Genomic DNA, 18432 nt, shown 5'->3' with positions numbered 1-18432 from the left:
GGTCAGCGGCGTTTCATCTCCACCACCCGGGCGGGGCCGCTGCCGTCGAACATGCGGCCGATGCGAGCGCCGAGCTCGGAGATGCGGTAGGGCTTCTTGAGCAGGGTCTCGGCGCTGAGCTCCGCGCCGAACGTCTCGACGTCGGCATAGCCGCTGGCGAACAGGACCGGCATGTCCGGCGCGATCGCCCGGGCGCGGCGGGCGAGCTCGACGCCGTTCATCCCCGGCATGGCGACGTCGGTGATCATCAGCTCGAAGCTCTGGCGGCCGAGCATGGCGAGCGCCTGTTCCCCGGAATCCGCGGCCTCGACCCGGAAGCCGAGCTCCTCCACCATCGACGCGGCGACGGTGCGCACGTCGTGATCGTCGTCGACCAGCAGGATGCGGGCGCTGCGCTGCGGCGCCGGCTCGGCCAGAACGGCGGCCGCGTCCTCCGCCTTCGCTTCGGTGCGGGGCAGGAAGATCGTGACGCGGGTCCCCTCCCCCTCCCGGCTTTCGATGCGGGCGGCGCCGCCGGACTGGCGCGCGAAGCCGTAGAGCTGGGCGAGGCCGAGGCCGGTGCCCTTGCCCTGCGCCTTGGTGGTGAAGAAAGGCTCGAAGGCGCGCGACAGCACGTCGGGCGGCATGCCGACGCCGGTATCCGACACCGAGATCGAGACATATTCGCCCGGCCCGAGCTCGGCCGCGAGCTGCGGCGGCACGGCCGAGACGTTGGCGGTGGCGATGGTGAGCGTGCCGCCCGACGGCATCGCGTCGCGGGCGTTGATGGCGAGATTGAGGATCATCACCTCGAGCTGGGTGGGATCGGCGAGCGCGCGCCACACCGCCGGGTCGAGCCGCGTTTCGACCCGGATGTGCGGCCCGATCGTCCGGCCGACGAGTTCGGTCATCGCGGCGACGGTGGCGTTGGGATCGACCGGGGCGGGCGAGAGGCGCTGGCGGCGGGAGAAAGCGAGCAGCTGGGCGGTGAGCGTCGCGCCGCGCTCCGCCGCCTTCAGCGCGTTGCCGGCGAGGCGCCGCACCTTCTCCTCGTCGCTGCGCTTCAGCAGCAGGTCGAGCGAGCCGATGACGGCTGTGAGGAGGTTGTTGAAATCGTGCGCGATGCCGCCGGTCAGCTGCCCCACCGCCTCCATCTTCTGCGCCTGGACGAGGCGCGCCTCGGCCCGCTCGCGCTCGGCGATCTCGGCGGTGAGGCGATCGTTGACGGCGGCGAGGTCGCGCGTGCGCTCGGCGACCTTCTGCTCCAGCGTCTCCGCAAGCTCGCGAAGCCGCGCCTCGGCCCGTTCCCGCTCCGCCAGATATTCGGCCGCCATGCGCTGGCGCGCGCGGCCGCGCAGCGCGGAGCGGACGGCGCTGATCAGGGTGGCGGGGTGGAGCGGCCGCTCCAGCACGGTGACGTTCACCAGCTCTTCGATCGCGCGCGAGCCCTGGCGGGTCTCGCCGCGCCGGGCGAGCAGGACGAACGGGAAGTCGGACCAGGGCGGCTGCGCCTCGATCGCCTCGCGCAGCCGGTTGCCGTCGAGCCGGGCGAGCGCGTCGTCGGTGAGCACCGCGCCGCCCGCCGACCCGTCCGCGACGGCGGCCAGCAGCCGTTCTTCGTCGCAGTCGTCATGGCCGATGGAGGCGCTGTGCAGAAGCTGGGCGATCACCTTCGCGTCGCGCCCGAGCGGCGCGAAGACCAGAAAGCGTTCGGCCGGCGCCGCCGTCACCGAGGCTCGCCCGTCCGCGCCAGCCGGCTGCCCTCGCCTTCATAGACGGGCACGCCGGTCAACACGCCGCGGAAGCCTTCGAGCCGCGGCCCCACGGTCACGCCGCCTTTACCGATGCTGAGTTCACGGATCGTGGATTCGTGCCGGCCGGTGCGTTTCTTCAGCACCGACAGCGCGCGCCGGATCTCGCCATGCGCCTCGAAGAAGCGGAGCAGGATCACATTGTCTGACAGATAGGTGATGTCGACCGGCGACTGCATGTGGCCGACCATGCCGGCCTGGGCGAGGATGAGGAAGCTCAGCACGCCCTGCTGATTGAGATAGGTCACGATCTCATGCATCTGGAGCAGCATGTGCTGCTCCTCCGGCATGGCGTGCTGGTAGCCGGACAGGGAGTCGATGACGACGACGCAGGCCTCGCGTTCGACATGCTCGCGGATGATCGCGCTGAACTCGCCCGGCGACAGCTCGGCCGGATCGACCTGGCGGAAGGAGAGCTGCCCGTCGGCCATATGGTCGCGCACGTCCATCCCGAGCCCGGCGGCGCGGCGTTCGAACACGCGGCGGGTCTCGTCGAAGCTGACGAACAGCGCCTTCTCGCCGCGCTGCAGCGCCGCATAGACCCATTGCAGCGCGAGCGTGGACTTGCCCGAGCCCGAGGGGCCGATGATCAGCGTAGTGGTGCCGTAATCGAGCCCGCCGCCGACCATATCGTCGAGCTCGGCGATGCCGCTGTCGGCATAACGCTGCGGCCGTCCGTCGTCCGGATGCGAGGTCGCGACGAGCCGCGGGAAGATCTGCATCCCGCCGGTGCGGATCGTGAAATCGTGGAAGCCGCCGAGAAAGGCGCGGCCGCGCATCTTGTAGACGCGCAGCCGGCGGCGCTCGGCGCCGTAGGGGACCGCGATCTGCTCGAGCCGGACGACGCCGTGGGCGAGGCTGTGGAGGCTGAGATCGTCGATCTGTTCGGTGAGGTCGTCGAGGAACAGGGCCGTGCAGTCGCGCTGCGCGAAGAAATGCTTCAGCGCCAGCACCTGCCGCCGGTAGCGCAGCGACCCCTGGGCGAGCAGCCGGATTTCCGACAGGCTGTCGAACACGATGCGCGCCGGGGCCAGCCGGTTGACCTCCGCCATCACCATCTGCACCGTCTCGCCGAGCTCCAGATCGGACGCGTAGACGATGGACTGTTCCCGCTCCGGATCGAGGCTGAGCTCCGGCGGGACCAGTTCGAAGATGTCGATGCCGTCGAGGTTCCAGCCGTGCGTCCCGGCGACGTGCAGCAGCTCGTTGCGGCTTTCGGAGAGGGTGATGTAGAGGCAGCTCTCGCCCTTGCCGGCGCCTTCCCGCAGGAACTGCAGGCCGAGCGTCGTCTTGCCGGCGCCGGGCGCGCCTTCGACGAGATGGATGTGGTTCGCGGCGAAACCGCCCGCCAGGATGTCGTCCAGCGCCGCCGATCCGGACGACACCGGACCGCCTTCGCGCAGAAGTTCTTCCGATCCCGACATTCTTCTCTCTCCTCGCACGGCCCCCTTGCACCACCGGGCCGCGCTCGCCAAGTCCCGAGCGTAAGGAGCGTTCCATGAAACCGATGACCGAAAAGCACCTGGCCGTTTTCCGGCGGCACATGGTGGAGGTCGTCGACATCCACTTCGACCTGGCCGAGGACGAGATCGGCAAGAGCCGTCCGGACGAGGGGCTGCGCACCGCGCTGCTGAACGTGCCGCGCCACCTGTTCGTGCCGGCCCAGCTCGCCGCCGTCGCCTATCAGGACACGCCGCTGCCGATCGGGTTCGACAAGACGCTGTCGCAGCCGTTCATCGGCGCGCTGATGCTCGATCTGCTCGACCTCGCGCCCGGGCAGCGCGTGCTCGAGATCGGCACCGGCCTCGGTTATCAGGCCGCGGTGATGGCGGAGCTCGGCGCCGAGGTGTGGACGGTCGAGATCGTGGAGGAGTTCGCGGAAGCGGCCAGGGTGCGGCTCGACGCGCTCGGCCTCCACGCGGCGATCCGGGTCGGCGACGGATCGCGCGGCTGGTCCGATCACGCGCCGTTCGACCGCATCCTCGTCACCGCCGCGGCCGCCGAGCCGCCGCAGGCGCTGGTTGACCAGCTCGCCGACGGCGGACGGATGGTGATCCCGATCGGGGCCGGCGACGTCCAGCAGCTCGCCACCGTGACGCGTCAGGGCGGCGAGGTCAGCGTCCGCGAGGTGATGCCGGTGCGGTTCACGCGGCTGGAGACGGCCTGAGGTCTCCGCCGGCGGGGTTGGTCCGGAGGCGTACCCACCCCCGGCCCCTCCCTGCGTGCAGGGAGGGGAGATGACTGTCAGGCGGCGTCGGCGATGCCGCCGCTGCGGCGCGTGAGGAAGTGGTCGAAGTCGGCCGCGGGCATCGGCCGGCCATAGAGCCAGCCCTGCAGCCCGTCGCAGCCGGCCTCGAGCGCCACCTGCTCCTGCTCCGCGGTCGAGATGCCTTCGGCCACCACTTCCAGCCCCATCGCGCGGCCGAGGCCGACCGCGGCGCGGATGATGGCGATGCTCCGCTCCCGCTCGGCGGCGTCGATGAAGGCGCGGTCGAGCTTGATCTTGTCGACCTGGAAGCGCCGCAGATAGCTGAGCGAGGAATAGCCGGTGCCGAAATCGTCCAGCGTCACCCGGAAGCCGTCGCGGCGCAGCAGCTGGATGGTGCGTTCGCACAGCGTCTCGTGCTCGATCAGCAGATTCTCGGTGATCTCGAGCTCCAGCCGGCTGCACTCCACATCCTCCTCCGCGGCGATGCGGCGCAGGTGCAGGTGAAGGTCGGGCCGGCGGAACTGGAGCGGCGACAGGTTCACCGCGACGAACAGGTCGGGCCAGCGCCGCGCGGCGCGGCAGGCGGCGCGGAAGGCATGGTCGCCCAGCGGCTCGATCAGGCCGCATTCCTCCGCCACCGGGATGACGTCGCCGGGGGTGAGCTCGCCGAGCAGCGGGTGCGCCCAGCGCAGCAGCGCTTCGGCGCCGCCCACCGTTCCGCGGCTGCACAGCTGCGGCTGAAAATGATAGTCGATGCCGCCCTCCGCGCCTGGCGCGAGCGCCTGGTGGAGGCTGCTCTCGATGAGATTGCGGCGCTGGACGTCGGCGTCCATCTCGTCCGAGAAGATGCGGTAGCAGTCGCGCCCGCCGGATTTGGCCCGGTACATGGTGATGTCGGCCTTGCGCAGCAGCTCGGCGGGCTCCGCGTCGCGGTCGCAGGCGATGATCGCGCCGATGCTGACGCCGACCCGCGCTTCCTTGCCGCCGAGATCGAACGGCTCCCGCAGCGAATCGAGGATGCGGTTGCACAAGGTGCGCACGTCCGCCTCGCCGCCCGGATTGGCCTGCACGATCGCGAATTCGTCGCCGCCGATCCGCGCCACCGTGTCGCTTTCGCGCAGCAGGCCGCGCAGCCGCGCCGCCACCTGCTGGACGAGCAGGTCGCCGGCATTGTGGCCGAGCGTGTCGTTCACCTGCTTGAATCGGTCGAGATCGAGGATCAGCAGCGCCACCCGCTCGCCCTTGCGGCGCCAGCGGCCGAGCGCCTGGCCGAGCCGGTCTTCGAGCAGCGCGCGGTTGGCGAGGCCGGTCAGCTGGTCGTGGAGGGCGGCATGCTGGGCGGAGGCCTCGCGGCTTTCCAACTCCTGCACCATGTCGAGCAGCGAGCGGTAGAGGAAGGACATGACCAGCACCACCGCCACCGCGGAGGTGAGCGCGATCGGCCAGATCGCCTCGAACAGCTTGAAGCCGCCCTGATTGTGGCTGCGCACGATCGTGGCCATGGCGAAGTTGGTGAGGACGATCGTCGCGACCGCGGCCGATACGATCGGCGGCCCTAACTTCCGTGAGTAGCCCACTTCGCCTCCACCCCCCCTGGTGATCCGCGAAGCCTAGCCCCGACACGGTTAAGAAACTCTCCACGTCGTTACGCCGCCGCATCCATCGAACGAGACGGCACGTTCGTCGAAAGGGCGGTGACGGCGGCCGCTCTCCTGCTGCTGCACGGCGGGCATGAGAAGCCACGCTGAACCGTCCTCCCGCCTCCCCCGCCGCGCGCTGGCGCTTGCCGGCACGTTCGCCCTCCTCTTCCTCGCCGCCGCGCCCGCGGTCGCGCAGCGCGCCAACGAGAATGCGGTGACCTCGGCCGGCGACGCCTTCGGCTCCTCGGTCGGCAACGAGCGGGTGGGCATCTACAATCCCGGCACCGCGCGCGGCTTCAGCCCGACCCAGGCCGGCAACATCCGGATCGAAGGCCTCTATTTCGATTCGCAGGCCGATCTCGACCAGCGCCTGACCGGCGGCGTGTCGATGCGGGTCGGCATTTCGGCGCAGAGCTACCCCTTCTCTTCCCCCACCGGCATCGCCGACTTCGCGCTGCGCAAGGCGGGCGACCAGGCGGTGCTCAGCACGATCCTCACCTACGGCCCCTACGGCACGCTCCGCGCCGAGGCCGACGGGCAGCTTCCGGTCGGCGACACCTTGTCGGTCGCGGCCGGGCTGGGCGTGGGTCACGACGTCACCAATTACGGGGCCGACCGGACCCAGTTCCACGCCGCCGTCATCCCGCGCTGGCGCCCCTCGGCCGACGTCGAGGTGATGCCCTTCTTCAGCTATTGGTCGACCAGCGGGACCGAGGCGCAGCCCATCTACTTCACCGGCGGTTCGTGGCTGCCGCCCCAGATCGCTCGCAAGCGCTTCTACGGCCCGGACTGGGCGGAGAACGAGACCAAGGGCACGAACATGGGCCTGGTCTCCACCGTCCGGACCGGCGGCTGGACGCTGCGCGGCGGCATCTTCCGCTCGGTGCTCGACCTGGAACGGACCTTCACCGAGCTTGCGCTCAACACCGACCGCCAGGGCGTCGGCGACCGCTTCATCCAGTCGGAAGCGGACCGGCGCTTCGCCTCGACCTCGGGCGAGCTGCGCGCCTCGCGCAGCTTCTCCGAAGGGCCGCGGCTCCACACCGTCCACCTGGCGCTGCGCGGCCGCGATCAGACGCGCCGCTACGGCGGCGGCGCGCTCGTCCCGCTCGGCCGGCTGCCGATCGACCAGAAGGTGGACATTCCCCGCCCGCCCTTCACGCTCGGCCCGCAGTCGTTCGACGAGGTCCGCCAGCTCACCGGTGGGGTCGGCTACGAGACGCGCTGGCGCGACGTGGGCGAGTTCGCTGTCAGCGTGCAGAAGACCGACTATCGCAAGTCGGTCGAGACGCCGGCGGGTCCGCTGCCGGTGTCGCGCGACGATCCGTGGCTGCTGAACGCCACGCTGGCGCTCCATGCCTCGTCGCGCGTCACCTTCTATGCCGGCTATGCGCGCGGCCTGGAGGAGAGCCCGGTCGCGCCCGCCGTGGCGCGCAACCGCGACTTCGCGCCGCCCGCCATCATCACCCGCCAGATGGACGCGGGCGTGCGCCTCGTCCTCCCGCGCGACATGCGGCTGGTGGCGGGGGTGTTCGACGTGCGCAAACCCTATTTCGGGCTCGACAACAGCCTGCTGTTCCGGGAGCTGGGCGCGGTCCGCCACCGGGGCGTGGAGCTGTCGCTCGCCGGCCAGCCGCTGCCGGGGCTGACCGCCATCGTCGGCACCGTCTTCCTGGACGCGAGCCTCAGCGGCGATGCGGTGGCCCAGGGGCTGGTCGGCCGCCGCCCGGTCGGCACCTTCGTACGCTACACCAATGTCGCGCTCGACTATCGCGTGCCGTTCGCGCCCGGCCTGTCGTTCGACCTCAATTACGAAAGCACGTCCGACCGCGTGGCCGACCGGCTGAACACCCATTTCATCCCGGAGCGCTATGTGGTGGCGCTGGGCGCGCGCTACCGCTTCCGCATCGCCGGCGCGCCGTCCACCTTGCGCGCGCAGGTGGGATCGGTGAACGACAATTACGGCTGGGTGAATATCGGCGAGGGCTTCCATTACAACCTGCCCCGGCGGTTCAGCCTGTCGCTCTCCACCGACTGGTGAGCCGCGCCGCGACGCGCTACCATGTCCCTCCCGGGGGCGCGTCGAAAGGACCGGACGATGACCAGATATCTGAGCCTCGCGCTGCTGCCGGCCGCGCTCGCCGCCTGCGCGCCGGTCGACGAGGGCGGCCGCGCGGGCGGCGCCGAACTGGCGCGCGAGATCGCCGGCCGGGCGGCCGGGGCGGAGCAGGACTGCGTGTCGCGCCAGCAGACGAGCGGCCTGCGCATCGTCGATGCGCGCACGCTCGTCATGTCGGACGGCGCCACCTTGTGGGTGAACCGGCTGGACGGCGACTGCCCCGGGCTGCGGCCATTCGCGCAGCTGATCGTCGAGAGCCACGGCAGCCAGCTGTGCCGGGGCGATCTGGTGCGCGGGCTCGAGCCGGGCAGCACGATCCCCGGCCCCGCCTGCCCGCTCGGCCGCTTCACGCCCTATCGCCGTCCCTGAGGCGTGGCCGACCTGTTCGGAGAGGGGGGCGGCGCGGCACCCGAGGCGCCGGCCGCGGACGCGCCGCTCGCCGACCGGCTGCGGCCCGGCCGGCTCGACGAGGTGGTCGGTCAGGACCATCTGACCGGGCCGGGCGGCGCGATCGGCCGGATGGTCGCCGCTGGCAAGCTCGCCTCGATGATCCTGTGGGGGCCGCCCGGCACCGGCAAGACGACCATCGCCCGCCTGCTCGCCGACGCGGTCGGCATGCGCTTCGTCGCCATCTCGGCCGTCTTCTCGGGCGTCGCCGATCTCAAGAAGGTGTTCGCCGAAGCGCGCGGCCATGCCCGGGGCGGCAGACGCACATTGCTGTTCGTGGACGAGATCCACCGCTTCAACCGCGCGCAGCAGGACGGCTTCCTGCCCTATGTCGAGGACGGCACGGTGGTGCTGGTCGGCGCCACCACCGAGAATCCGAGCTTCGAGCTCAACGCCGCGCTGCTCTCCCGCGCCCAGGTGCTGATCCTGAACCGGCTGGACGCCGCCGCTTTGTCGCAGCTCCTCGACCGGGCCGAGGCGCTGACGGGGCGCGGGCTGCCGCTCACGCCGGAGGCGCGCGACGCGCTGATCGCCACCGCCGACGGCGACGGCCGCTTCCTGCTGAACCAGGCGGAGACGTTGTTCTCCTTCGCGAACGAGGCGGCGGGCGAGAGCGCGTCCGGACTCCCCCTCTCCCCGGCCCTCTCCCCTGAAGGGGAGAGGGGGTTGCTGGACCCGGCCGGTCTGTCGGCTTTGCTCCACCGGCGGGTCGCGGTCTACGACAAGGACCGGGAGGGGCATTACAACCTCATCTCGGCGCTTCACAAATCGCTGCGCGGATCGGACCCGCAGGCGGCGCTTTATTACCTGGCGCGCATGCTGGTTGCGGGCGAGGAGCCGCTCTACGTGCTGCGCCGGATCGTGCGCTTCGCGTCCGAGGATATCGGCCTCGCCGATCCCAATGCCCTCGTCCAGTGCCTCGCCGCCAAGGACGCCTACGACTTTCTCGGCTCGCCCGAGGGCGAACTCGCCATCGTCCAGGCCTGCCTCTATTGCGCGACGGCGCCCAAATCCAACGCCGCCTACAAGGCGCAGAAGGCTGCCTGGCGCAGCGCCCGCGACACCGGTTCGCTGATGCCGCCCAAGACGATCCTCAACGCGCCGACCCGCCTGATGAAGGAGATCGGCTACGGCAAGGGCTATGAATATGACCACGATGCGGAAGGGGGCTTTTCGGGCGCGCATTACTGGCCCGAGGAGATGGCGCCGCAGCGGTTTTACGCGCCGACCGACCGCGGCTTCGAGAAGCGCATCGCCGAGCGCATCGCCTGGTGGGAGGAGCAAAGGAGCCGGCGTGGGGACTAAGGCGATGGCCGTCCTGTTACTGGCCATGACGAACCCCGCATGCGCGCAGCAAGGTGCGCCGGCCGGGTTCCAGCCCCGCAACCATTATGAAGAGCTGATGGAGCGACCGAAGCCGATCCCGGAGATACCCCCGCACCTCCGGCACATCGTCGCCGCCGACGGGCCGGACCGGCTGGTGGTGACCGGCCTTGCCGGTCAGCTCATCGAGGTGGACATCGAATGGTCCGAACCGGAAGAGTGGCACCTGCTGGCCGACGGCCGCTATCTCGGCTTCGTCGTCGGCGGCTACGAGACCCACGGCTATACCCTGGTCGACCGCGCCGCGACCGGCGGTGGAGAGGTGATGGACACCGGCGTGGAGCCGACCTTCTCGCCGACCGGACGCTGGTTCGCCGCCGCGCAGATGTCCGATCCCGGCTGGGGCAATATGGAAGGCGTGGCGGTGTGGGAGGTCCTTCCGGACCGCACCGCCTTGCGGATGATGACGAGCGCCGTGCCTTATGGCAGCGACTGGCGGGTCGACCGGTGGGCGACGGAACGTTGCGCCGTGATCACCACCATCCCCGGCGGAGTGGAGATGCAGCCGGACGAGACTTACGAGGCATGGCTCGCACGGGCCCCGAGACAGACCTATCTGCTGGAAGTCACCGACGACGGCGCCCTCCTCTACATGCAGGCGTCCCTCGGCGGCTGCGCGCCGGCGGAGGAATGAGGAACCGGCTCCGCGCTCGATCATTGTGGTGGGGTAACGAGCTCTCACGCGCGGAGGGGTGCAATGTACCGCAGGGACTTCCAGGCCGGCTACGACTGGCAGCATGATCTTGGCTTCTGGCTTCCGCGGATCGCGGCGGCGCTGCTCATCCTCGTGGTCGCCTATCTGGTGGCGCGGATGGCGCGCTGGGCGATCGCGCGGCTGGTCGACCGCATTCCCGCGCTGCAGCGCCACAACGCCGCCGAGCCCGGCACCACGGTCGGCGGGCTGATCGGCGACGTCGTCTTCTGGCTGATCATCCTGGTCGGCATCCTGCTCGCGCTCCAGCCGCTCGGCCTCGCCGCCGTGCTCGATCCGGTGCGCCAGCTCACCACCAACGCCTTCTCCTTCGTGCCGAACCTCATCGCCGGCGGGCTGATCTTCGCGCTCGGCCTGGTGGTCGCCAAGATCGTCCGACGGATCGTCGAGGGCACTTTGCTCGCCGCCAACGCGGACGGCTGGGTGCGCCGCTCCGGCTTCGTCGGGAGCGGCCCGGCCGCCCCGCCCGCGCCGCCGGTGGTCGATCCCGGCGCGGCGATGGCCGCGCCCGCTCCGACGCCGGCCCCGACGCCCGCGCCCGCCCCCGGCACAAGCTCGACGCCGTCGATCAGCCGGTCGATCGGGACCATCGTCTTCTTCCTCATCATGATCCCAGTCACCATCGCCGCGCTCGACGCGCTGCGCATCCGCGCGGTGTCCGGCCCGGCGATCGCGATGCTGCAGATGATCCTCACCGCCATCCCCTATGTGATCGGCGCCGCTTTGATTCTCGCGGCCGGCTACATCATCGGCAAGCTCGCCAAGGCCGCGATCGAGCAGATCCTCCCCTCGCTCGGCTTCGACCGCTCGGTGAGCGCGCTCGGCTTCGCGCCCGAGACGACGACGCCGTCGCGCACCGTGGGCACGATCGTGATGATCGCCATCCTGCTGTTCGCGGCGGTGAACGCGGCCGAGCTGCTCAACTCGCCGATCGTGGCGGTGATGCTCGCCCAGGCGCTGGAGCTCGGCGGGCGCGTCCTGTTCGGCACCGTCATCATCCTGGCCGGCGTGTTCATCGCCCGGATCGTCTCCACCCTGGTCGGCGGCGCGGGCACCGAGGGCTGGCTGCCGGCGATCCTCAAATGGTCGATCATCGCGCTCGCGGTGGCGATGGGCCTGCGCTTCATGGGCCTCGCCAACGAGATCGTGATCATCGCCTTCGCCGCCATCATCGGCTCGGCGGCGGTGGCCTGCGCGCTCGCCTTCGGGCTCGGCGGCCGGCCGACCGCGCACAAGCTGCTGGAACGCTGGACCGAGGCCAACCAGCCGCCCGTCCCGCCGCGCCGCCCGCGCGCGCCCAGCGCCGATCCGGACCAGCAGCCGCCGCTGGTGTGACGCCCCGCGGCGTCAGGCGGCCTTGAGCCGGGTCTTGAGGGCCAGCGTCGCGGCTTCGGCGCTGGCCCGATCGGCATAGTCCGCCGGCGCCCGTGCGACGACCCGGCCGCGCGGGTCCACCATGTCCCAGGTCCATCGCCGCCCCTCCAGGGGACGGACGTGGAAGAAGCAGCCGCGCGCCTGATCCTCGAGCGGCCAGGAGTCGAAATCCCCGGCGATGTTCGCCTCATTCTCCTCGTCGGTGAGGTTGCGCAGCCGCTCCCAATCGGTGCGGTCCGCCTCACCATCCTCGGCCGAACTCATCCCGGTACCTCTTCCGTTCATCTCGCCTCGCCCGGCGCGCGCTGATCAGGCGCCGCCGGTTCCCCTGTCCGTATACACGACCGCCACGATCATTTCATCCTCGCCGACCAAACCGATCGCGACGAACCGCCGCTCGCCGTCTCGAACGGCCGCGGAGAACGGATCGACCGCCGGCCCGCCCCAGATCTCGCGCGCGCGCCGGAAGTCGATGCCGTGCTTGGCGAGGTTTGTCAGGCGCTTGTCCTCGTCCCATTCGAAGTCCATTCGGCTGTCTATCATGGAACCGTCCGCCTTTGCCCGCTTTGCCGCCATCGACTGGTCGGGGGCGGTGGGGCCGCGGCAGCGGGGCATCGCGATCGCGCTTTGCGGCCTTGGCGGCGAGGCGCCGCGCCTGGTGCGGCCCGGCCATGTCTGGTCGCGCGCCGAGGCGCTGGCGTGGATGCTGGAGGAGATGCCGGGGCGCACGCTGGTCGGGCTGGACCTCGGCCCCTCCCTCCCCTTCGCGGACCGCGGCGCCTTCTTCCCCGGTTGGGCGCGCTCGCCTCCGGACGCGCGCGGGCTGTGGCGGCTGGTCGAGGAGATCTGCGCCGAGGACCCGCATCTCGCCGCGTCGAGCTTCGTCGATCATCCCGACGCCGCCCGCCATTTCCGCCGCCACGGCGGCCGCGTCGGCGACCGGTTCCAGCCGGGCCGCGGCCGGCTGCGGGTGACGGAAGAGGCGCAGCGGGCGCAGGGCCTCAATCCCTACAGCAACTTCAACCTGGTCGGCGCCGCCCAGGTCGGCAAATCCAGCCTCACCGGCATGCGGCTCCTCAGGCGGCTGGACGGAAAGCTGCCGGTGTGGCCCTTCGACTTCGCTCCGGACAGGCCCTTCGACCCGCAGGTGGGCAAGGGTTCGCTGGTGGTGGAGATCTACACCAGCATCGCCGCCCTGCGCGCCGGCCTCCCCAAGGGCCGCACCAAGGTGCGCGACCCGGCGACGCTCGACCGCGCGCTCGCGGCGCTCGGCAGCGCGCCGCATCGCCCGCTCGCGTCCTATAACGACCATGCCACCGACGCGATCATGAGCGCGGCCTGGCTGCGGCTGGTCCATGGGGAGCCCGCTTTGTGGGCGCCGCCCGCCCTCACCCCGGTGCTCGCCCGCACGGAGGGCTGGACGTTCGGCGTCCGTTAGATCATGTGGGGAGCCGGGGCGCCGGCTTAGCTCAGCTGGTAGAGCAACCGCCTTGTAAGCGGTAGGTCGTCGGTTCGAGTCCGACAGCCGGCACCATTGCTAACGTACGTTCGGAAGTGCTGGGGCGCCCCTGCGCCAAGGCGAGGATGGTGTTGATGCGGCCGTGCACTTCGATGCGGACGCCCCTGCCCTCTTCGTTCGGCCACACGACGATCCGGTCGACCAGGTTGCGGATCGCGGCGTAGGCCGTCGCCTTGGCGGCGGGGCGCTGGAGGGCGTCCATCAGCTCGGCGAATTCGCGCCGGTAGCGCTGGCCGAGATTGGGGTGCAGCGCGAGGACATTGTCCTCGGCCCGGGCCTCGTCCAGATCCTCGCGCGCGCGGTCGCGATCGGCCCGCGCCGCGGCGAGGCGGGTCTTCACCTCGGCGAACCCCGCGGCGCCGTCCTCGATCGCCGACAGCCATCGCTCCACCTTCGTCTCGGCGGCGGCGAGCGCGCGCTCGGCCGCGGCGATGCGTTTTGCCCGCCCCCTGCTCAGCTCGGCATGGCGCGCACGGTAGACACGCTCATAATGCTCGACCGCCTCCGGGCTCAGCAGCTCGCCGGCGAGACCGCCGAGCACGCGCCGCTCATATTCGCTGTTGAAGATGGTGCGGCCATTGGTGCAGCCCCTGGCATCGCGGCGCGACGAGCAGCCCCAGCGCTGTCCCCTGGACGAGCCGATGCAGTTCCAGCCCCCGCCGCACACCCCGCACACGCCGAGGCCGGACAGCAGCCGCCTCGGCCGCTTCTGCCGGTGCGCGGGGACGCCCTCGAGCCGTTCCCTGCGTTCCTCCACCTTCGCCCAGGTCGCATCGTCGACGATGCGCAGATGCTCGACGACGGTGGTCTGCCATTCCGAGGGCGGGTTGGAGCGGATCACGCGCCGCCGCGTCTCCGGGTCCACTTCCTTGCGCGTCTTGTTGTAGACGAGCCGCCCCCGATAGAGATCGTTGTGAAGGATGCCGTTGCGCCGGATGCGGTCGCCGTTGATGCTCGACACGCGCCACAGCCCGCCGGTCGGCCCCGGCACCCCTTCCCGGTTCAGCGCGCGTGCGATCGCCAGCGCCGACTCTCCTTCGACGAAGCTGGCGAAGATCCGCCGCACGATCCCGGCCTGCTCCGGATCGATTTCGCGGACGCCGAGCTCGACCGCGCCGCCCTCCCCGATCCGGTTGGCCATGCGGTAGCCGTAGGCGGGCCTCCCGAACGAAAAGCCAGCGGCGGTGCGGCCGCGCTGCCCGCGCCGGACCTTGGCCGCCAGCTCCTTCAGCTGCAGGGCGTCCATCGCCCCCTGGAAGGCGGTATGAAGCTCGGTCACCTCGCCCTGGCTGAGCGTGAAGAGGCGAACGCCGGCGAAGCGGATCTTCTGGTGGATGAGCGGGGTGTCGACCTGGCTGCGTGCGATCCGGTCCAGCGCCTCGGCCATCACCTGGTCGACGCCGCCGAGCGCGACCCGATCCAGCATGGCCTGCAGCCCGGGACGGGCGGCGATGCCGGCGCGCCCGCTGATCTCGAAATCGGAATAGACGTCGACGACGTCCCAGCCTTCCGCCTCGCACCGCTGGCGGCAGACGCGGACCTGGTCCTCGATCGACCTACGTTCCTGGAGCGCCGAGCTGTAGCGGGCGTAGATGACGGTGCGCACGATCGGCGTCCTTGTTCTGGAGTGCGGCGGCAGCGCGATAATCCTCCTCCGCGTCGGCGCGCGCAAGGGCCGCGACGATCTCGGCAATTGCCGGGTCGAGGCGAGGCGCGCGCGCGGCCATGGTCAGGCCGCCTCTTGCTCGGCGTGGCGGCGGAGGGCGGCGTTCAGGTCGTCGATGAAGCGGCGCCGAGCCTGGACGGCGGTGAGGATGGCGGCCACGGCGTCGCGGCGCGCGGTGAGGCCTTCGTCGGCGGGCTTGGCGGCGCAGGCGTCCTCGCGGCGGCGGAGGGCCTTGGCGGCGGCGAGTTCGAGGTCGGGCCAGCCATAGTCGCCCGCCCAGTCGAGCGCGCGGGCGGTGCCGCGGGCGAGCCATTCGGCGATCACCAGCCAGCAGCGCCAGTCCCGCTCCGCCTCCTCGGCCGTCATGTGGCCGGCCTTCACCATCGGCGGATAGCCGCGCTCCCGCGCCTCCGCCTCGAGCCGCGCGGCGCGGGCGAGATGGGGATCGGGGACGGTCACTTGCCTTGCTCCCGCGCGACGATGAACTCGACGTAGAAGCCCAGCCACGCAAAGCTGATCGACCAGCCCGCGACGCTGGAGCGGCCATCATCCATGTCGCCGCCCCAGCGGTAGCGCTCGACGAGAGGAATGAGGCGCATCATGCCGCGATCCTCATTTCGGCGATGCCGGGCTGGTTGGCGGCGACGAGCGCGCGGGCGACCGGGGGGCTGACGCTGTTGCCGATCATGCTGATCTGCTCGGCGATGGTGAGCGGTTCGTGCACCAGCTTGCCGCGCTTGATCTTCGGCACGATCGGATCGAGCACATAGCTGTCGGGGAAGCCCTGCGCGCGGGCGAGCTCGCGCGGCTTTAGCATGCGCAGGCCGATGTCGACGATCACATAGGTGACGGCGTCGATCGTGACGGTGACGACGGCGAAGCGCGCGCGGGTGGTGACGGCGTCCAGCGGCCGATCGGCCTCCTGGACCTGGCTCGCCTCGTTCTCGCCGCCGGTGCCGTAATATTTCACCAGGAAGGCGGCGACCCTGACCGCGCGCTCCATCATCTGGGGCGGCAGGGCCCCCTCCTCCACCAAGGTCGTTTCGACGAGTCGCTGGGTGGAACCCTTGCCGACGATGGTGCTGAGCGGCCGCGAGGCGGCGCGGCCGACCATGCCGGTGTTCGCCTGCTCGACGTGAGCGGCGACGAGCGCGTGGTGATTGGCGCCGGCGCAGGCCGTCTTCAGCGGCAGATCGGGCCGGCCCCGCCCGCCATTGGTGTTGCTGGTGTAGAAGCTGGAGAGGAAGGCGGTCACCGCGGCGGCCTGAGAGCCCTTGGCCGTGACGGTGTGGAACGGCCTGGCGATGTCGAGCGCACGCGGCGCCTGCCCCTCGCGCTCCCCGTTCCCCATCTTCACCATGGTGGCGGCGGCCAGCGCCTCGTCGCGCGACGAGGTGACAGTCGGCGCCGGCGCCTGCAGGTCGTGGAAGCCCTTGCCACGACGCTTGCCACTGATGTCCGCCTCGCCGTGGCCGGTGCGCACCAGCGTGGCGCCTACGATCCCGAGGGGCGTTGCGCCGGCTGGCCTCGCGGGCGCGCCGTTCGCGGTGACGGTGGGCATCGGATCGGCCATGTCGCTGCCGATCGCGCCGTTGCGGAACTTGGTGACGTGCGGCGCAAGGGCGACGTCGGTGACCGCGAACTCGCCGCCGTTGGCGGTGGTGATGGTGCGCAGCGGCTCGCCCGCCGGGTGGGCGCGCGGGCTGTTCTGGCTGTGGGTGACCGGCACGATGAACGGCTCGGCCGCGTGGACGACATAGCGCATCACGCCGTGGGCGATGCGGCGCAGCGTCGCGTCTTTCAGCGGGCGCTTGCGGTCGAAGATCGACGGACAGGGGATCGACCAGTCGATGCACTCGGCGGCGGTGAGATAGGGCTGCAGGCGGCCGGCGCGGACGCCGGGGCTGTCCGGGGCGCCGTGAGTCGGCTTCGGCCACACGATCGGCAGGCCGTCGCGGCGCATGACGATGTAGAGCCGCTTGCGGCTGGTGGGCGCGCCATAGTCGCAGGCGCGCAGCTCGCGCCACTGGACGCGATAGCCGAGCGAGCGGCACTTGCGGACCCAGCGGCGGAAATCGCGGCCCTTCAGCTCCGGGATGATCCGGTTGTTCTCGTCGAGCGGCCCCCAGTCCTGGAACTCCTCGACATTCTCCAGATAGGCGACGACGGGCCGCGTCTCATCGAGCCAGACGGGCACTTCCCACGCCAACGTGCGGATCGACCGATCCTTGACCGGGCCGCCCTTCGCCTTCGAGAATTCCTTGCAGTCGGGAGAGAACCAGGCTCCGGCGACGGGCGCCCCGCGGGTGACGGCGCGCGGCCACACGGCGCGGATGTCCTGGCAATAGTGGATTGTCTCCGGGTGGTTGGCCTTGTGGATCGCGATCGCGGCCGGGCTGTGGTTGATGGCGATGTCGACCTCGCGGCCGATCGCCTGGGCGATGCCGGTGGACGCCCCTCCCCCGCCCGCGAAGCCGTCGATGAACAGGCCGGTGGCGGCTAAGGCGCCGACGATGAGGCCGGAGCTCACGCAGCCACCTTCGCAGTCGCGTTGAAGGCGCGTTGCTGGCGGAGGATGCGGATGCGAGCGGGGTCGATCTCGCCTTGGGCCAGCGCGATCGCGGTGAGCTCGATCGTGCTGCGGGCCTCGAAGCGCGCGCGGGCGCGGCCGAGCGTCCCGTCGACGCTGGCGGCGGAGATGCCGACCTGGCGGCCGACCTCGGCCTGCGTGTAGCCGGCGGCAACCAGCTCCAGCAGCTGACGCTGGCCGCGGGTGAGGCGGCGGGCCTTCACAGCAGCACCCGTTCGGCGAGCCAGATGACGGCGGGGACGCCGAAGGCGACGGCGGCGAAGGTCGCGACCAGCAGGCAGAGCCGGCCTGCGCCGACGCTGCGGATCGGCCGCTTGCGCAGCCAGCGGTCCCGCTCCGCCGCGGCGGAGAGCAGGGGTCCGTGGACGAAGCGGCGGCGGGCCGGCGTCTGCCGGGCAACCCGATGGGCCTCCATGCTGATGACGCGCGAGTCCTGCCGCGACGTGATGATCAGCCGGCTCATGCCGCCACCTTCTCGGGCTTCGCGCCCGCAGCGATCGCGGCTTCGAAGAAGCGGTGCGCCTCGCGAGTGGCGCGGGTGGCGAGGCCCTGACGCGGGAGCGCCGCGAGGTGGCCGATCAGGACGCGGGCGGCGAAGTCCCGGTCGGCAAGTTTGGAAACTCGACGGGCCTTGCTGCTTTGGGAGGGTCGCTTGAGACCGCGCAGCTCGACCGCAAGGCGCTCCATCTCCTCCCGCTCGGCCGCAGTGAGCGGCGTCGGATCGCGCAGCTTCGCGAGCGGCACCTCGACCGTGCCGCTCGCGGCGGTGGGCATGTCGGCCAGCGAAACGGTGACGACCCGCGCCTCCGCCATTGCCTTGTAACGCTCGGCGACGATGCGGACCGGGTGGGTGACGCCGTCGCGTTCGAACAGCGCCCAGCTGCCGGGCTGTGGAAAGGGAGATGGGGTTGGGAGCATGCGGGCCTCCTGTGTTCAGGAGGCGAGTTATGTGCGATTATCGGAACATCGTCAACAGACTTGTT

Annotated in this window: 19 protein-coding genes, 1 tRNA gene and 1 pseudogene; 8 read left to right on the top strand and 13 right to left on the bottom strand. The window is 71.0% G+C overall.

Annotated elements, in window-relative coordinates:
* Positions 1–2 precede the first annotated feature (2 nt).
* Together ACK4K7_RS03275 and ACK4K7_RS03270 are read right to left on the bottom strand one after the other, a co-directional pair.
* A complete protein-coding gene (locus tag ACK4K7_RS03275; protein WP_431863769.1) occupies positions 3–1709 on the bottom strand; it encodes a response regulator in 1707 nt (568 codons plus the stop codon).
* Entirely contained in the window at positions 1706–3214 is a 1509-nt protein-coding gene (locus ACK4K7_RS03270) for an ATPase domain-containing protein (protein WP_431863768.1), read from the bottom strand. The genes ACK4K7_RS03275 and ACK4K7_RS03270 overlap by 4 nt, the downstream gene beginning before the upstream one ends.
* Positions 3215–3288: 74 nt before the next feature.
* Here ACK4K7_RS03270 and ACK4K7_RS03265 point away from each other — a divergent pair, with 74 nt between their 5' ends.
* Positions 3289–3957, top strand: a complete 669-nt coding sequence (locus tag ACK4K7_RS03265; protein WP_431863766.1) for a protein-L-isoaspartate(D-aspartate) O-methyltransferase — start codon at positions 3289–3291, stop codon at positions 3955–3957.
* Between the two features lie 77 nt (positions 3958–4034).
* Here the strand turns inward: ACK4K7_RS03265 and ACK4K7_RS03260 are convergent, their stop codons facing one another.
* Positions 4035–5576 (bottom strand): putative bifunctional diguanylate cyclase/phosphodiesterase, encoded by a 1542-nt coding sequence (locus ACK4K7_RS03260; RefSeq protein WP_431863765.1) that lies wholly within the window; start codon positions 5574–5576, stop codon positions 4035–4037.
* Between the two features lie 154 nt (positions 5577–5730).
* On the opposite strand from ACK4K7_RS03260, the gene ACK4K7_RS03255 reads away from it, so the two are divergent.
* The 5 genes from ACK4K7_RS03255 to ACK4K7_RS03235 all read left to right on the top strand — a co-directional run bounded on the left by ACK4K7_RS03255 (position 5731) and on the right by ACK4K7_RS03235 (position 11635).
* Positions 5731–7680: a TonB-dependent receptor domain-containing protein gene (locus ACK4K7_RS03255; protein WP_431863764.1), complete on the top strand. Its 1950-nt coding sequence runs from the start codon at positions 5731–5733 to the stop codon at positions 7678–7680.
* A 57-nt stretch (positions 7681–7737) separates the two neighbouring features.
* The gene (locus ACK4K7_RS03250) at positions 7738–8127 is read left to right on the top strand and encodes a hypothetical protein (RefSeq protein ID WP_431863763.1); all 390 of its coding nucleotides are present in this window, start codon (positions 7738–7740) and stop codon (positions 8125–8127) included.
* A gap of 3 nt (positions 8128–8130) precedes the next feature.
* Positions 8131–9510: a replication-associated recombination protein A gene (locus ACK4K7_RS03245; RefSeq protein ID WP_431863762.1), complete on the top strand. Its 1380-nt coding sequence runs from the start codon at positions 8131–8133 to the stop codon at positions 9508–9510.
* A gap of 25 nt (positions 9511–9535) precedes the next feature.
* Positions 9536–10222 (top strand): hypothetical protein, encoded by a 687-nt coding sequence (locus tag ACK4K7_RS03240; protein ID WP_431863761.1) that lies wholly within the window; start codon positions 9536–9538, stop codon positions 10220–10222.
* A gap of 63 nt (positions 10223–10285) precedes the next feature.
* Positions 10286–11635 (top strand): mechanosensitive ion channel, encoded by a 1350-nt coding sequence (locus tag ACK4K7_RS03235; RefSeq protein ID WP_431863760.1) that lies wholly within the window; start codon positions 10286–10288, stop codon positions 11633–11635.
* A gap of 12 nt (positions 11636–11647) precedes the next feature.
* Here ACK4K7_RS03235 and ACK4K7_RS03230 read toward each other — a convergent pair whose 3' ends face one another.
* Both ACK4K7_RS03230 and ACK4K7_RS03225 read right to left on the bottom strand, forming a co-directional pair.
* Positions 11648–11938 carry a hypothetical protein gene (locus ACK4K7_RS03230; protein WP_431863759.1) on the bottom strand — a complete coding sequence of 97 codons (291 nt, stop codon included), beginning with the start codon at positions 11936–11938 and terminating at the stop codon, positions 11648–11650.
* A gap of 45 nt (positions 11939–11983) precedes the next feature.
* Positions 11984–12202, bottom strand: coding sequence for a BrnT family toxin (locus ACK4K7_RS03225; protein ID WP_431863757.1), 219 nt, complete (start codon positions 12200–12202; stop codon positions 11984–11986).
* A 13-nt stretch (positions 12203–12215) separates the two neighbouring features.
* On the opposite strand from ACK4K7_RS03225, the gene ACK4K7_RS03220 reads away from it, so the two are divergent.
* Positions 12216–13112, top strand: a complete 897-nt coding sequence (locus tag ACK4K7_RS03220; protein WP_431863756.1) for a hypothetical protein — start codon at positions 12216–12218, stop codon at positions 13110–13112.
* A gap of 20 nt (positions 13113–13132) precedes the next feature.
* Positions 13133–13208: transfer RNA gene (locus ACK4K7_RS03215), tRNA-Thr, on the top strand.
* Between the two features lie 736 nt (positions 13209–13944).
* Here ACK4K7_RS03215 and ACK4K7_RS03210 read toward each other — a convergent pair.
* From ACK4K7_RS03210 to ACK4K7_RS03175, 8 genes and pseudogenes are all read right to left on the bottom strand, one after another.
* Positions 13945–14799, bottom strand: a pseudogene (locus ACK4K7_RS03210) (recombinase family protein); the annotation flags it as partial.
* Positions 14750–14920 carry a hypothetical protein gene (locus ACK4K7_RS03205; protein WP_431863755.1) on the bottom strand — a complete coding sequence of 57 codons (171 nt, stop codon included), beginning with the start codon at positions 14918–14920 and terminating at the stop codon, positions 14750–14752. The pseudogene ACK4K7_RS03210 and the gene ACK4K7_RS03205, both read right to left, overlap by 50 nt.
* A 2-nt stretch (positions 14921–14922) precedes the next feature.
* Positions 14923–15318 (bottom strand): hypothetical protein, encoded by a 396-nt coding sequence (locus ACK4K7_RS03200; RefSeq protein ID WP_431863754.1) that lies wholly within the window; start codon positions 15316–15318, stop codon positions 14923–14925.
* On the bottom strand, positions 15315–15461 hold the full coding sequence (locus ACK4K7_RS03195) for a hypothetical protein (RefSeq protein ID WP_431863753.1): 147 nt from the start codon (positions 15459–15461) through the stop codon (positions 15315–15317). Before ACK4K7_RS03195 ends, ACK4K7_RS03200 begins: the two co-directional genes overlap by 4 nt.
* A complete protein-coding gene (locus ACK4K7_RS03190; RefSeq protein WP_431863752.1) occupies positions 15458–17389 on the bottom strand; it encodes a DNA cytosine methyltransferase in 1932 nt (643 codons plus the stop codon). Before ACK4K7_RS03190 ends, ACK4K7_RS03195 begins: the two co-directional genes overlap by 4 nt.
* Positions 17386–17652: a sigma factor-like helix-turn-helix DNA-binding protein gene (locus ACK4K7_RS03185; protein ID WP_431863751.1), complete on the bottom strand. Its 267-nt coding sequence runs from the start codon at positions 17650–17652 to the stop codon at positions 17386–17388. The genes ACK4K7_RS03190 and ACK4K7_RS03185 overlap by 4 nt, the downstream gene beginning before the upstream one ends.
* A complete protein-coding gene (locus ACK4K7_RS03180; RefSeq protein ID WP_431863750.1) occupies positions 17649–17912 on the bottom strand; it encodes a hypothetical protein in 264 nt (87 codons plus the stop codon). Before ACK4K7_RS03180 ends, ACK4K7_RS03185 begins: the two co-directional genes overlap by 4 nt.
* Positions 17909–18367 (bottom strand): hypothetical protein, encoded by a 459-nt coding sequence (locus tag ACK4K7_RS03175; RefSeq protein WP_431863749.1) that lies wholly within the window; start codon positions 18365–18367, stop codon positions 17909–17911. The genes ACK4K7_RS03180 and ACK4K7_RS03175 overlap by 4 nt, the downstream gene beginning before the upstream one ends.
* Positions 18368–18432: the final 65 nt, after the last annotated feature.

Source organism: Allosphingosinicella sp. (genome assembly GCF_046295735.1).
Taxonomy (GTDB): domain Bacteria; phylum Pseudomonadota; class Alphaproteobacteria; order Sphingomonadales; family Sphingomonadaceae; genus Allosphingosinicella.
Note: the sequence above shows the minus strand (reverse complement) of the source record. Positions and strands in the feature narration are given on the sequence as shown.